At 74.3% G+C, this 13,344-nt stretch carries 12 protein-coding genes; 7 read left to right on the top strand and 5 right to left on the bottom strand.

Features of this window, described 5'->3' with window-relative positions; translation table 11 throughout:
* Positions 1-64: 64 nt before the first annotated feature.
* Genes HS048_RS09485 through HS048_RS09465 form a run of 5 tightly spaced genes read left to right on the top strand, consistent with a single transcriptional unit; the run spans position 65 to position 6,095 of the window.
* Complete coding sequence (locus HS048_RS09485; protein ID WP_196466719.1) at positions 65-1,600, top strand: glycerophosphoryl diester phosphodiesterase membrane domain-containing protein; 1,536 nt, start codon at positions 65-67, stop codon at positions 1,598-1,600.
* Positions 1,597-2,256 carry a DUF4129 domain-containing protein gene (locus tag HS048_RS38490; RefSeq protein ID WP_231647163.1) on the top strand — a complete coding sequence of 220 codons (660 nt, stop codon included), beginning with the start codon at positions 1,597-1,599 and terminating at the stop codon, positions 2,254-2,256. The genes HS048_RS09485 and HS048_RS38490 overlap by 4 nt, the downstream gene beginning before the upstream one ends.
* A complete protein-coding gene (locus tag HS048_RS09475) occupies positions 2,253-3,557 on the top strand; it encodes a DUF4350 domain-containing protein (RefSeq protein ID WP_307832404.1) in 1,305 nt (434 codons plus the stop codon). The genes HS048_RS38490 and HS048_RS09475 overlap by 4 nt, the downstream gene beginning before the upstream one ends.
* Positions 3,558-3,588: 31 nt before the next feature.
* A complete protein-coding gene (locus HS048_RS09470; protein WP_307832403.1) occupies positions 3,589-4,773 on the top strand; it encodes a MoxR family ATPase in 1,185 nt (394 codons plus the stop codon).
* Positions 4,773-6,095, top strand: coding sequence for a DUF58 domain-containing protein (locus tag HS048_RS09465; protein WP_068894570.1), 1,323 nt, complete (start codon positions 4,773-4,775; stop codon positions 6,093-6,095). Before HS048_RS09470 ends, HS048_RS09465 begins: the two co-directional genes overlap by 1 nt.
* Positions 6,096-6,108: 13 nt before the next feature.
* Here the strand turns inward: HS048_RS09465 and HS048_RS09460 are convergent, their stop codons facing one another.
* The 3 genes from HS048_RS09460 to HS048_RS09450 form a co-directional block, all read right to left on the bottom strand.
* A complete protein-coding gene (locus HS048_RS09460; RefSeq protein WP_196466718.1) occupies positions 6,109-6,309 on the bottom strand; it encodes a hypothetical protein in 201 nt (66 codons plus the stop codon).
* Between the two features lie 38 nt (positions 6,310-6,347).
* Positions 6,348-7,250, bottom strand: coding sequence for a hypothetical protein (locus HS048_RS09455; protein WP_307832402.1), 903 nt, complete (start codon positions 7,248-7,250; stop codon positions 6,348-6,350).
* Between the two features lie 146 nt (positions 7,251-7,396).
* On the bottom strand, positions 7,397-8,389 hold the full coding sequence (locus HS048_RS09450) for a stage II sporulation protein M (RefSeq protein WP_196466717.1): 993 nt from the start codon (positions 8,387-8,389) through the stop codon (positions 7,397-7,399).
* A gap of 80 nt (positions 8,390-8,469) precedes the next feature.
* Here HS048_RS09450 and HS048_RS09445 point away from each other — a divergent pair, with 80 nt between their 5' ends.
* A complete protein-coding gene (locus tag HS048_RS09445) occupies positions 8,470-9,474 on the top strand; it encodes an RDD family protein (protein WP_196466716.1) in 1,005 nt (334 codons plus the stop codon).
* Positions 9,475-9,588: 114 nt separating this feature from the next.
* Here HS048_RS09445 and HS048_RS09440 read toward each other — a convergent pair whose 3' ends face one another.
* Complete coding sequence (locus HS048_RS09440) at positions 9,589-11,010, bottom strand: LVIVD repeat-containing protein (RefSeq protein ID WP_196466715.1); 1,422 nt, start codon at positions 11,008-11,010, stop codon at positions 9,589-9,591.
* A 182-nt stretch (positions 11,011-11,192) separates the two neighbouring features.
* Between HS048_RS09440 and HS048_RS09435 the strand changes: the two genes are divergently transcribed.
* A complete protein-coding gene (locus tag HS048_RS09435; protein ID WP_196466714.1) occupies positions 11,193-11,828 on the top strand; it encodes a DUF305 domain-containing protein in 636 nt (211 codons plus the stop codon).
* A 182-nt stretch (positions 11,829-12,010) separates the two neighbouring features.
* On the opposite strand, the gene HS048_RS09430 is transcribed toward HS048_RS09435, so the two are convergent.
* Positions 12,011-13,252 (bottom strand): adenosylhomocysteinase, encoded by a 1,242-nt coding sequence (locus tag HS048_RS09430; protein ID WP_068894564.1) that lies wholly within the window; start codon positions 13,250-13,252, stop codon positions 12,011-12,013.
* Positions 13,253-13,344 lie beyond the last annotated feature (92 nt).

Raw genomic sequence — 13,344 nt, 5'->3', positions numbered from 1 at the left:
CGGGAAAACACGGCGGGATCCCCCGAACGGCCCGATGCGGTAGCCGACATGCCAGGATTGGGATATGTCAGACGGTCACGGCTCCAGTCCCGACACGCCATCCGGCTGGGCGTCCAACCAGCCGCCGCCGTACGGCGGGCAGGGCCCGGCGCCGTGGGCCGCGCCCGGCGCCGGCGGGACGCCCCCTCCCCCCGGACCCCCGCCCCAGCAGGGCCCGTACGGCCGGCAGCCCCCGCCCCCGGGCGGACAGCCGTACGGCCAGCCCCCGCCCGCCGGCCAGCCCTACGGCGGGCAGCCGTACGGGCAGCAGGCGTACGGCGGAGCACCGTACGGACAGCAGGCGTACGGCGCGGCGCCCGGGCCCTACGGCTACGGGACCCCGCCCGCGCTCAAGCCCGGCGTCATCCCGCTGCGGCCGCTGACCCTCGGCGACATCTACAACGGCGCGGTCCAGTTCATCCGCGACAACCCCAAGGCGACCCTCGGGCTCTCGGCCGCGGTGGCCGTCGCCCTGCAGGTCATCTCTCTGATCATCACGGTGGTCGTCCTCGGCTCCCTGGCGGTCACGCTCACCGAAATGATCACCTCGCAGGGCCGGTCAGGTGACCCCGACCAGGTGCTCGCCGTGATGGGCGGCGCCATCGCGGGCGTGTTCGCCCTCGTCTTCGTCACCCTCGTCATCCAGATGCTGGGGACCGTGCTACTGAGCGGCATGCTGACCAGCGTGCTGGGGCGCGCGGTGTTCGGCGAGCACATCTCGATCGGGGAGGCCTGGCGGCTCACCCGCGGCCGGGTGCTCCCCCTGCTGGGTCTGGCCGTCCTGTCGGCCGTGATGGTCTACGGCGCCTTCATCGCGATCTTCCTCGTCGGCAACGTCCTGCTCGCCGTCCTCATCGCGGCGAACGGGCCCGCCTGGCTCGCCATCCTGCTCTTCATCGCCTGCCTGCTGGGGGCCGTCGTCGTGGCGGCGTTCCTCTACACCAAGCTCAGCCTGGCCGGACCGGTGGTCGTGCTGGAGCGGGCCGGGGTGGGCGCCGCGATCGGCCGCTCGTTCCACCTCGTCAAGGGCGACTTCTGGCGGGTCTTCGGCATCCTCCTGCTGACCGCGATCGTCACCGGGCTGGTCGGCATGGTCATGGGCCTGCCGTTCAGCTTCGCCGGCGAGGCGATCAGCCCCGCCGACCCCCTCACCGGGCTCCCCACGGGGATCGCCGGCCTCACGCTGACCGGGCTGGGCGGCATCATCGCCTCGACGATCACCTACCCCTTCTCCGCCGCCGTCACCGCCCTGCTCTACGCCGACCGCAGGATGCGCGGCGAGGCGTTCGACCTGGTGCTGCAGACCGCCGCCACGGACCGCGGGCGGGGCCTCGGCACGTCCCCCGAGGACCTGTGGCACCCGTCCCACGCCGCGAGCCACCAGGCCCACGGCTACGGAGCCCCGCAGGCGTACGGCCACCCCGGTCACGGAGCCCCGCCCCAGGGTCCCGCACAGGGCTACGGCGGGCCCGAGCAGGGCTACGGGGGCGGCTACCCGCCCCAGGACCCCGGGCAGGGCTACGGCCACCCGCCCCAGGACCCCGGAGCATGGCCGCGGTGACCGTTCCGCCCGTCGTCCCGCTGACCGACGGCGTCCCGGTCGACATCGCCCGCGACGCCGCCAGGGAGGCCGCCGTCCGCGAGCTGGCCAGGCCGATCTACCCGAGGGAGTCCTGGTGGGAGCGGATCTCCGGCGCCGTCCGGGACTGGCTGGAGGACCTCCTCGACGCCGCCTCCGGGCTGCCCGGCGGATGGTTCTCGATCCTCCTGCTGGCCTTCGTCATCCTGCTCGTCGCCCTCCCCGTCCTGTCGATGGCGCGCCGGGCGACCCGCGCCCGGACCGTCCGCCGGGGCGAACTGTTCGAGGCGGCGGCCCGCCCGGCCGCCGAGCACCGGGCGGAGGCCGAGCGGCACGCGGCCGGGCAGCGGTGGGCGGAGGCGATCAGGGAGCGCCTGCGGGCCGTCGCCCGCGACCTGGAGGAGCGGGCCGTCGTCGAGGAACTGCCCGGCCGCACCGCGGACGAGCTGGCCGCCGAGGCGGGCCGGGCGCTGCCCGGCTTCGCCGGTGAGCTGGCGGCGGCCGCCCGGCTCTTCGACGACGTCACCTACGGCGACCTGCCCGGCACCGCCGAGGGCTACGGGCGCCTGGCCGACCTGGACGACCGGCTCCGCACCGCCAGGCCGGTGCTGTCGGGGCACCCGGGAGGAACCGCGTGACCGCCGGCACCCCCGCCTCCCCGCACGGGACCCCGGAAACCTCCCCGCACAGGGCCCCGGAAGCCTCCCCGCACGGGGGCCCGGAAGCCTCCTCGCGCGGGACCGCCGACGTCGCCGTCCCCGGGCAGCCCGTGCCCGGGGACGGCGTCCCCCCCTCCCCTGACCGGGCCCCGAGCGCGCCCGCCTCGCCCCGGGTGCGCGACGCCTGGGCGCGCTGGCGCGGACCGCTGGGCGTCCTGGCGCTCCTGGCCGCGTTCGCCCTGGTGACCGCGCTGGTCACCCGGCCGGGCACCGGCGGCTACCTCAGCGCTGAGTCGACGACCCCGCGGGGCGCGCACGCCCTCGCCCAGCTCCTGCGCGACCAGGGCGTCGACGTGCGGCCCGCGGGCACCGTCGAGGAGGCCCGCGAGCTGACCGGCCCCGACTCGCTGCTGGTGGTGGCGCAGAGCCAGTTCCTCGCCGACGAGGCGCTCCTGCGCGACCTCGCCGCGCTGCCCGGCGACCGCCTGCTCGTCGAGCCGGTGACGCAGGCGCTGCAGGCGCTCGCCCCCGAGGTCGGCGCGGGTGCGCTGACGGACGTGGAATCGCGGGCGCCCGACTGCGACCTGCCCGCCGCGGTGCGGGCGGGCACCGCCGTGACCGGCGGCGTCTCCTACAACCCCCCGCCCGGGGCGCGCAGCTGCTACGGCGGCGCCCTGGTGAGCTTCTCCTCCGGAGGCCGGACCGTCACCGTGGTCGGCTCCGGCGAGTTCATGACCAACGAACGGCTGGCCGACGACGGCGACGCCGCCCTCGCGATGAACCTGGCCGGCACCAGGCCCGCCGTGACCTGGCTGGCCCCCTCGCTGCCCCAGGCCGGAGCGGCGGAGGGGAAGGCGTCCGTGCAGGACCTGATCCCGCCCGGCGTCACCTGGGCCGCCGTCCAGCTCCTGGTCGCGATCGGTCTGCTCGCGCTCTGGCGGGCCCGCCGGCTCGGCCCGGTCGTCACCGAGCGGCTGCCGGTCGTGGTGCGCGCGGCCGAGACCGTGGAGGGGCGGGGACGCCTCTACCGGTCCCGCGGGACGCGCGACCGGGCGGCGGCGGCGCTGCGGGCCGCGGCCCTGGACCGCATCGTCCCCCGCCTCGGACTGACCGCCGACGCCACCCCCGCCGAGGTGGTGGCCGCCCTCGCCGTGCGGACCGGGCAGAATGCCCAGCAGGCGGGCGCCGTCCTGTACGGCGCGCCGCCCGCCGACGACGCCGGTCTCATGGCCCTGGCCCGGCACCTGGACATCCTGGAAAGGCAGGTATCTAACGCGTGAGCGAGCACAGCACCTCCGGGGAGGGGAACCCGTGACCACGCCCGACTCCCCGCGGCGGCCGTCCGACGAGCGGCCGGTCTGGCCTCCGGCGGACGCCGCGCCTCCGGCGGGCCCCCCGGCGGACGCCACCCAGCCGATGGGCCCCCCGTCCGCGCCCCCTCCGACCGGTCCCCCGGCGGCCGCGCCCCCGCCCGCCGGTCCCCCGGTGGCCGGGCCTCCGCCGGCGGCGGACCCGCGGCCGGTCGCCCCCGTGCCCGCCGAGAGCGAGGAGAGCCGGGCCGCCCGCGCCTCGCTGGGCGCGCTGCGCGCCGAGGTCGCCAAGGCCGTGGTCGGCCAGGACGCCGTGGTCTCCGGGCTGGTGATCGCCCTGCTCTGCCGGGGCCACGTGCTGCTCGAAGGCGTCCCCGGCGTCGCCAAGACCCTGCTGGTGCGGACGATGGCCGCCGCGCTCTCCCTGGACTTCAAGCGCGTGCAGTTCACCCCGGACCTGATGCCGGGCGACGTGACGGGCTCGCTGGTCTACGACGCGAAGACCTCGGAGTTCGAGTTCCGCGAGGGGCCGGTCTTCACCAACCTGCTGCTCGCCGACGAGATCAACCGCACCCCGCCCAAGACCCAGGCCGCCCTGCTGGAGGCCATGGAGGAGCGGCAGGTGAGCGTCGAGGGCGAGGCCCGCAGGCTGCCCGACCCGTTCATCGTGGCCGCCACGCAGAACCCGATCGAGTACGAGGGCACCTACCAGCTGCCCGAGGCCCAGCTCGACCGGTTCCTGCTGAAGCTCACCGTCCCGCTCCCGGCCCGCGAGCAGGAGATCGCGGTGCTGGAGCGGCACGCCCTCGGGTTCGACCCCCGGGACCTGTCCCACGTCAAGGCCGTGACCTCGGCCGAGGACCTGGCGGTGGGCCGCGCGGCGGTCGCCCGGGTGCACGTCGGTCCGGAGGTCCTCGGCTACGCGGTGGACGTCGCCCGCGCCACCCGGCAGTCGCCGGCCCTGCGCATGGGCGTCTCCCCGCGCGGGGCGACCGCGCTGCTGGGCGCGGCGCGGGCGTGGGCGTGGCTCTCCGGCCGCGGTTACGTCACACCGGACGACATCAAGGCCCTGGCCCTGCCCGCGCTCCGGCACCGGATCCAGCTGCGGCCCGAGGCCGAGCTCGAGGGCGCCACCCCCGACGGCGTGCTCGACGGCATCCTCGCCTCCGTCCCCGTACCTCGCTGATGGCGCTCACCGGACGCACGGGGCTGCTCGCCGCCCTCAGCGCGCTCGTGGTGCTGTTCGCCCCCCGGCCGGAGGCCGCCGCGGCCGGGCTGCTGCTGGTGCTGGCCGCGCTCGTCACGGTGGACCTGCTGCTCGCCGGGAGCGTCCGCCCACTGCGGCTGGAGCGCTCGGGGGAGCACAGGGTACGGCTCGGCGACTCCGCCCGGGTGACGCTAACCGTGACCAACCCGGGCACCCGCCGGGTGCGCGGCCTCATCAGGGACGCCTGGGCGCCCAGCGCCGGCGCCCGGCCGAGGGAGCAGGCCCTGGACGTCCCGGCCGGGGAGCGCCGCCGGGTGGCCGTCACGCTGACGCCGCTGCGGCGGGGCGACCGCGACTCCGCCGTGGTCACCGTACGGTCGGTCGGGCCGCTGGGCCTGGCCGCCCGGCAGGGATCGCACGCCGTACCGTGGACGGTGCGGGTGCTGCCGCCCTTCCTCAGCCGCCGCCACCTGCCCGCCAAGCTCTCCCGCCTGCGCGAGCTCGAAGGCCGCAACCCCGTCTCGATCCGCGGGCAGGGCACCGAGTTCGACTCCCTGCGGGAGTACGTCCCGGGCGACGACGTGCGTTCCATCGACTGGCGGGCGACCGCCAGGCGCAGCGACGTCGTGGTGCGGACCTGGCGTCCGGAACGGGACCGGCGGGTGCTGATCGTGCTCGACACCAGCCGCACCTCCGCCGGACGCGTCGGCGTCGACCCGGCCTCCGGCGACCCCTCCGGCTGGCCCCGGCTCGACTGGTCGATGGACGCCGCGCTGCTGCTCGCCGCGCTCGCGGCCCGGGCGGGCGACCGGGTGGACTTCCTCGCCCACGACCGGACCGTCCGCGCCTGGGTGCCCGGCGCGTCCCGCACCGAGCTGATGTCGGTCCTGGTGAACGCCATGGCGCCGCTGGAGGCGGAGCTGGTCGAGGCCGACTCCGAGGGCATGGTCGCGGCGATCCTGGCCCGGGCCCGGCACCGCTGCCTGGTCGTGCTGCTCACCGACCTCAACCCGGCCGCGCTGGAGGAGGGACTGCTCCCGGTCCTGCCCCAGCTGGCCGCCCGCCACCAGGTCCTGCTCGCCGCCGTCTCCGACCCTCGGGTCGCCGCCATGGCCCGGGGCCGCGACACCCTGGAGCAGGTCTACGACGCCGCCGCGGCCGAGCACCTGCGGAACGGACGGCGGCGGATGACCGCACGGCTCCGGCGGCACGGCGTCGAGGTCGTCGACGCCGCCCCCGAGCACCTCGCCCCCGCCCTCGCCGACGCCTACCTGGCCCTGAAGGCCGCAGGACGGCTCTGAGCGGGTGTCCGGGTCAGGCCGCCGAAGAGCGGCCGTCCTCGGATGCCTCGTCCGGGTGCGGACGGTGATGCGGGGTGAAGACGAAGGTCGAGTCGTCGTCCAGCCGGACGGTCAGGGAGGCGTCCAGAGCACCGGCGAGACGGGTCAGCAGGGCCAGGGTGGGCACGGAGTCGCCGCCTCCGACGGTGGAGATCCGCAGTCGGGGCATCTCCACGCGGCGGGTCACCTCGGCCGGGCCGGAGACCGTTCTCGTCAGTGGTCCGCTTCGTCCGTCTCACCGAACAGGTCGTGCACGGACCGGACGGTCACCGCGCGGGTCGCCCAGGACTCCAGCCGAGCGAGGTCGGTGCAGGCGGTGATCCGGGCGCGGGCGTCGTCCGGCACCTGCAATCCGCGGGTGTCCAGCACCAGCAGCACCAGCCGGGCCGCCTCCTCGGCTCTGCCTTCCGCCTTGCCCTCGATTTTGCCTTCTTCCAGGCCGCGGCCGTAGTGCTCGCGGGCGAAGGGGCTGTAGACCGGCCAGGTGGTGGACGTCATGATCTCCTCCAGGAGGCGCCGCACCTCGGGTGCGGACATGCTGTATGCGTGTTCATAGTACTTCGGAGCGTGATCGTCGGGCAGTTCCGCGAGCGCCGCGGCGAACGCCTCGACGACCTTGCGCTGGCGGCCGTGCACCATGACCGCCATCGCCGCCAGCTCCGGCCGGGCCGCGGCCTGCTGCGGGTCGGTGATGACGGGGATGCCGTCCGGTCCCAGCACCTGGGCCTGCAGCCGGTAGCCGGGCAGGCCGGAGTCGATCGGCCGGGCGTAGTAGTCGGCGGTCCTGGCGTCGGGGCAGACGACCATGACGGTGACCGCGCAGCGCAGCAGCAGCCAGAGCGCGGCGGCGTAGCGGGCGAGCTGCCGGGGGTCCTTGGAGGTGTCCTGCTGGATCTCGACGATGATCGCGTGTGCGGGGGCGGTCGGCGGCCCCAGGACGATGACCAGGTCGGCTTCGATGTCGTCGGAGGGCCGGGTGTTGAAGGTGGTGTTCTCCAGCCGGACCAGCGGAGTGGCGGGCAGGTCCTGTCCCAGCAGGTCGCGCAGGATTTCCACGGCCAGTTCGGGGCGGTCGCGGAACAGGTTGATGAGTGAGTCGTGTCGGGGAGATGGCACGCGACTGATTGTGACATATCAATCACACAAAGCGATCAAATCTGCGATGAAACGTGTGCTCGGGCGACCGCGCCGCCTCAGCCTTCCGGCGATCGCACAGACCCGCGGTGCGGTCCCGGGGCCGGCCGTACCGGTTCTCCGGGGTGTCAGGCCGCCGGGGCGACGTCCGGGGCGCGCTCGACGTCGCCGGTCTCGCCCTGCCGTACGGCGCGGCGACCGAAGTACACCACGTAGCCGAGGAAGGCCGCCTCGGCGAGCACGCCGATGCCGATCCGCGCCCAGGTGGGCAGCGGGGAGGGGGTTACCAGGGCCTCGATCAGGCCCGAGAGGAACAGCACGGCGACCAGGCCGAGGGCGACGCTCACGATCGCGCGGCCCTGCTCGGCGAGCGCCTGGCCGCGCGGGCGGTGGCCGGGGTCGACCGCGGTCCAGCCGAGTTTCAGGCCCGCCCCCGCCGCCAGGAAGACCGCGGTGAGCTCCAGCAGCCCGTGCGGGGTGATCAGCCCGAAGAAGACGTCGCTCTTGCCCGCCGCCGCCATCAGGCCGCCCGTGACGCCCACGTTCAGCGCGTTCTGCAGCAGGACGTAGAGGATCGGCAGGCCCAGCAGGATGGAGAAGGCGATGCACTGCGCCGCCACCCAGGCGTTGTTCACCCACACCTGCGCGGCGAAGGACCCGGCGGGGTTCGCGCTGTAGTAGTCGGCGAAGTCGTGCTCGACGAGCTGCCTGATCTCCTCGGGGGTGCCGACGGCCGCCTGCACCTCGGGGCTGCCGGCCACCCACGCCCCGAAGGCCACGGCGACCGCCGTCGAGGCGACCGCGGCCCCCAGCCACCAACGCCAGGCGCGGTAGGCGACGACGGGGAAGGAGACCGTCCAGAACCTGGCGAACTCCCGCCAGAGGGGGGCGTGCGCCCCGGTGACGGCCGAGCGCGCCCTGGCCACCAGGGAGGAGAGCCGCCCGACCAGCAACGGGTCGCGCGAGGACGAGCGCACGATGGACAGGTGCGTCGAGACCCGCTCGTAGAGCTCGACCAGTTCGTCGACCTCCTCCCCGCGGAGGGACCTGCGCCGCCGCACCAGCTGGTCCAGGCGGTCCCAGGTCGGCCGGTGCACGGTGACGAAGGCATCGATGTCCACAGGAAAAGAGCCTATTCGCCCCGGCCGGGACACCGCCACGCGGCAGAACCGCACGGTACGGCGGGCGGTAGGGTCGGGGCATGTCCGATCTGGTGACCGGTGACGCCGTCGTCCTCGACGTCTCGACCGCGCAGCTGCCGATCCGGGCGGCCGCCTTCCTGATCGACCTGGCCGTGCAGGCCGCGGCGGTGGTCTCGGTCTTCCTGCTCGTCGCCAACACCGCCAGCGTCACCGACTCGGCGCTGCTGACGGCCTTCATGATCCTGTTCGTCGTGCTGGTGTTCGTGGGATACCCCGTGCTGGTGGAGACGCTGACCCGGGGGCGGAGTCTCGGCAAGCTCGCCCTCGGGCTGCGGGTGGTCGGCGACGACGGCGGACCCGAGCTGTTCCGCCAGGCGCTCTTCCGGGCGCTGGCGGGTTTCGTCGAGCTCTACCTGCTCACCGGCGGCCCGGCCGTCATCTGCTCGCTCCTGTCCCCGAGGGGCAAGCGGCTCGGCGACGTCTTCGCCGGGACGATGGTGATCTCCGAGCGCGGCCCGCGGAGCCCGGCCGCGCCTCCGGAGATGCCGCCCCAGCTGGCCGGCTGGGCGGCGACGGTGGAGCTGTCCCAGCTCCCGGACGACCTGATCCACACCGCCCGGCAGTACCTCTCGCGCAGGGACGACCTCTCCCCCGCCGTCCAGCAGGAGATGGGCGCGCGGATCGCGGCCCGGACGGCGGCCTTCGTCTCCCCGCCCCCGCCGCCCGGCGTGCCGCCGCACGTCTACGTCTCGGCGGTCCTGGCCGAACGGCGCCGCCGCCACCTGGAGCGGCTGACGCTGCGGGCGGAGGCCCGGCGGGCCGCGGCCGGGCAGGGGGTGCCGCGCTACGCCGCGGCGGTCTACGCGCCCGCACCACTCCACACCGCCGCGCCGTACGCTCCGCCGGGTGCCGCGGTCCCCGCGACCCACGCGCCGCCCGGTACCGCCGCCCCGCCGGTGCAGGCTCCCCCTCCCGCTCCCGCTCCGGCCTCCGCCGCCCGCCCCGGCTCCGCGTCCGGGTCCGGGTCCGGGGCTTCGGCCGGCGGTTTCGCCCTCCCCTCCTGACGGCCCCCGGACGCCCCGTCCCGGCCGCCCTCCGGCGTTCCGGGACGCGCCGAGGGGGCGGCGGGAGTTCCGCGCCGCCCCCTCGGGGTCGTCGGGTCGTGGTGATGCCCGCGATCAGTGGTGGCCGTGGCCCCGCTCGCGGTAGGACGCCTGGGTCTGGGCGTTCAGGATGTCGAATCTGACGCCCTGGGCCGACCTCGTGCGCGGGTCGTTGATCTTCAGGATGTCGAGTCCGAGGTTGAAGTCGCTGCCGTAGATGTAGCCGTTGTAGTAGTACGCCGACCAGTGGCCGCCGCTCAGCGCGGGGGCGGTGGTGTCGGGACCGCGCTCGAAGTAGGCGATCTCCTTCGGGCTGGCCGAGTCGGTGAAGTCCACGACCGAGATGCCGCCCTGGTACCAGGCCTGGACCATGATGTCCTTGCCCTTGACCGGGATCAGCGAGCCGTTGTGGGCGACGCAGTTCTCGGTGTCCGCCTGGTGGCGGGCGATCTTGAAGTAGCTCTTGAAGACGAGCTGCCCGTCGACGATGTCGAAGTAGGCGTTGGCTCCGCGGTTGGGGCCGATGGCCTCGTTGCAGGTGGCCTGGGTGCCGCCGCCGAGCTCGTCGGTGAAGACGACCTTGGTGCCCTCGTTGTTGAACGTCGCCGAGTGCCAGAAGGCGAAGTTCTCGTCGTCCCGGACGGTCGCGGTGACCTTGGGGCTGACCGGGTCGGAGATGTCCATCAGGATGCCCTCGCCCATGCAGGCGCCGGCGGCGATGTTCTTCTCCGGGTAGGCCGTGATGTCGTGGCAGCCGCTGGTGGCCGACGTGCGCTCGGGGTACGGCAGGCCGTCACCGGGGTTGCCGCCGTCGGGGAAAAGGTTCGGCGTCGCGACGACGGCCGCCGCGGTGGGGTTGCGCAGCGGCACCTTGATGATCGAGATCAGGTCGTGCGGCGGCTGGCAGTCGGGGAAGGTCGCCGACGGGTTGTAGGAGGAGACGTAGACGTAGACGTTCCGCCGGTCGCGGCCCTTGCCCGGCACCAGGGTCAGGGTGTGCGAACCGCAGTTGGTCTCGACCGACTTGATGTACTTGGGGTTCTTCTTGTCACTGATGTCGAAGATGCGGACGCCCTCCCAGGAGTCCTTGTTCGACGCGGGCTGCGCGGTGCTCTGACAGGAGTCGTCGCTGCGGGAGGAGTCGACCGCGCCGAAGAGCAGGTTCCCGTAGACCGAGACGTCCATCTGGCCGCCGGGGCAGACGAGCGAGCTGACCGGGGTCGTCCTGTTGGGCCGGCGGATGTCGTAGATGGAGAAGCCGCTGTAGTTGCCGACGTAGGCGTAGTCGCCCTGGAAGGCCATGTCGGTGTGGATGTCCGTCAGTTCGGCGGGCCTGGGCACGTTGCGGACGTGCTCGATGTTGGCGCTCTTGACGATCTCGCCTGGAGCCGGGATGTCCGCCGCCTGGGCGGGAACGGTGGACAGCGCCGTCAGCGCCGCGACACCGGCTGCGATCAGGAGGCGCCTGGTGAGGCGTCTTCCGTGCGGGGTGAACACTCGCGAACCTCCTTGTCATGCGCTCCGTAGGAGGCGCATAAATGACTGAATCGTTCATCCCGAACAACCAGCCCGACAAGGTGTCATAGTGTCAGTAGATACTTCCGACCTGATCCCTTTACTCCGGAGATAGGGCGGTATTAGTGTTTTCCGGCACGAGTCCCTCCCCGAAAGGAGAACGGGTGCGCGCCGCCCTCCTCCTCCTGGCCGCCGCCCTCTCCCTCACCGCCTGCAGTGCCGGGTCCGAGCCGCCCCCGCGGGCCTCCGGACCGACCGTGCCGATCATCGTGCCGGGCAGGCCCGGAGAGGACGCCAGGACCGTCGGCCCGGCCGAGGCCGCCACCCTCGTGCCGACGCCCACCGCCAACGCGGCGGACGTGAAGTACGTCCAGGACATGATCGTCCATCACCGGCAGGCCCTCGACATGGCGGACCTGGCCCCCGCCCGCGCCCGGTCCGTCCCGCTGAAGGGCCTGGCCTCGCGCATCGCGGACTCCCAGGGACCGGAGATCCAGTTCATGACCTCCTGGCTCCAGCAGCAGGGCCAGCGGGTCCCGGACCACCACGCCGGCCACGAAGGCATGCCGGGGATGGCCGCCCCGGAGCAGTTGGAGTCGCTGAAGGCCGCCTCCGGCGAGGACTTCGACCGGCTCTTCCTCGACCTCATGATCGCCCACCACCGCGGCGCGATCACGATGTCCGAGCAGGTCCTGGGCGCCGGGTCGCACATCAAGATCGAGGAACTCGCCAACGAGGTGTCCGTGACCCAGGGCGCGGAGATCCGCCGCATGCTGGAGATGCGGGCCGCGGCGGGCTGACCGCCGCCCGTCGTCCGCCTGCCGGACCGCCGGCCGACGGCACGACCGCCCGCGGAACGGCACGGCCGCCCGTCGTCCGCCTGCCGGACCGCCGGCCGACGGCACGACCGCCCGCGGAACGGCACGGCCGCCCGGCGAGCTCGCAGGCCGCCTCACGAGCCGGCCCGAGCCGGCCGCGGCGTCTACGAGCCGGCCCGCCAGGAGCGGAGGTAGCGCTCCTGGTCGGCGGTGAGTTCGTCCACCTCGATGCCCGCCGCGGCCAGCTTGAGCCGCGCCACCTCCGCGTCGACCTCCTCGGGCACGTCGTAGACGCCGGGCGCCAGCAGCTCGTGCTCCCGGACCAGCCACGCGACCGCGAGCGCCTGCGCGGAGAAGGACATGTCCATGACCGCGGCCGGATGCCCCTCCGCGGCGGTCAGGTTGACCAGGCGCCCCTCGGCGAGCAGCAGCAGGCGGCGGCCGTCGGCCAGGACGTACTCGTCGGTGCTGGCCCGCACCCCCCGGTGCACGGCCTGCGCCAGGTCGTCCAGGGCGCGCACGTCGATCTCGACGTCGAAGTGGCCCGCGTTGGCCAGGATCGCGCCGTCCTTCATCACGGCCAGATGCTCGCCCCTGATCACGTCGCGGTTCCCGGTGACCGTGACGAACACGTCCCCGGCCTGCGCCGCCGCGGCCATCGGCCGCACGTCGTAGCCCTGCAGCGAGGCGTCCAGCGCCTTGACCGGGTCGATCTCGGTGACCACCACCCGGGCGCCGAGGCCCCGGGCCCGCTCGGCCACGCCCCGGCCGCAGTAGCCGAACCCGGCGACCACCACGGTCTTGCCCGCCAGCAGCGTGTTGGTGGCGCGCATGATGCCGTCGAGCGTGGACTGGCCGGTGCCGTACCGGTTGTCGAACATCCGCTTGGTCCGGGTGTCGTTGACCGCGACCACGGGGAAGCGCAGGGCCTCCTCCGCGGCCATCTGCCGCAGGCGGATGATGCCGGTCGTGGTCTCCTCGCAGCCGCCGCGGACCCCGCCGAGCAGTTCGGTCCGCTCGGTGTGCAGGATGTTCACCAGGTCGCAGCCGTCGTCGAGGACGAGATCGGGGGCGATGTCGAGCGCCTGGTGGATGTGCCGGTAGTAGGCGTCCCGGTCGGCCCCGGCCCTCGCGTGGACCGCGATCCCGTAGTCGCCGAGCGCCTGCGCGACGTCGTCCTGGGTGGAGAGCGGGTTGGAGGCGGCCAGCGCTATCTCGGCGCCGCCGGCCCGCAGGGCGCCCATGAGCACCGCGGTCTCGGCGGTGACGTGCAGGCACGCGGCGATCCGCCAGCCCTCCAGCGGGCGCTCCGCGGCGAACCTCTCGCCGAGCGCCGTGAGCACCGGCATCGCCCGCGCCGCCCAGCCGATCCGCCGCTCCCCGGCCTCCGCCAGCGCCCTGTCCACGTCTTCTCCCCCTGATCGCCCGAGGGCCCCCGCAGGTCTGCGGGGGCCTGGGTGGAGCCGTCCTCGGCGCCCCGGCCCGCGACGGGCCGGGT

Origin of the sequence: Planomonospora sp. ID91781 (genome assembly GCF_015711595.1) — a bacterium.
Classification (GTDB): domain Bacteria; phylum Actinomycetota; class Actinomycetes; order Streptosporangiales; family Streptosporangiaceae; genus Planomonospora; species Planomonospora parontospora.
The sequence above is the reverse complement of the archived record's forward strand: the minus strand, read 5'-3'. Positions and strand labels throughout refer to the sequence as shown.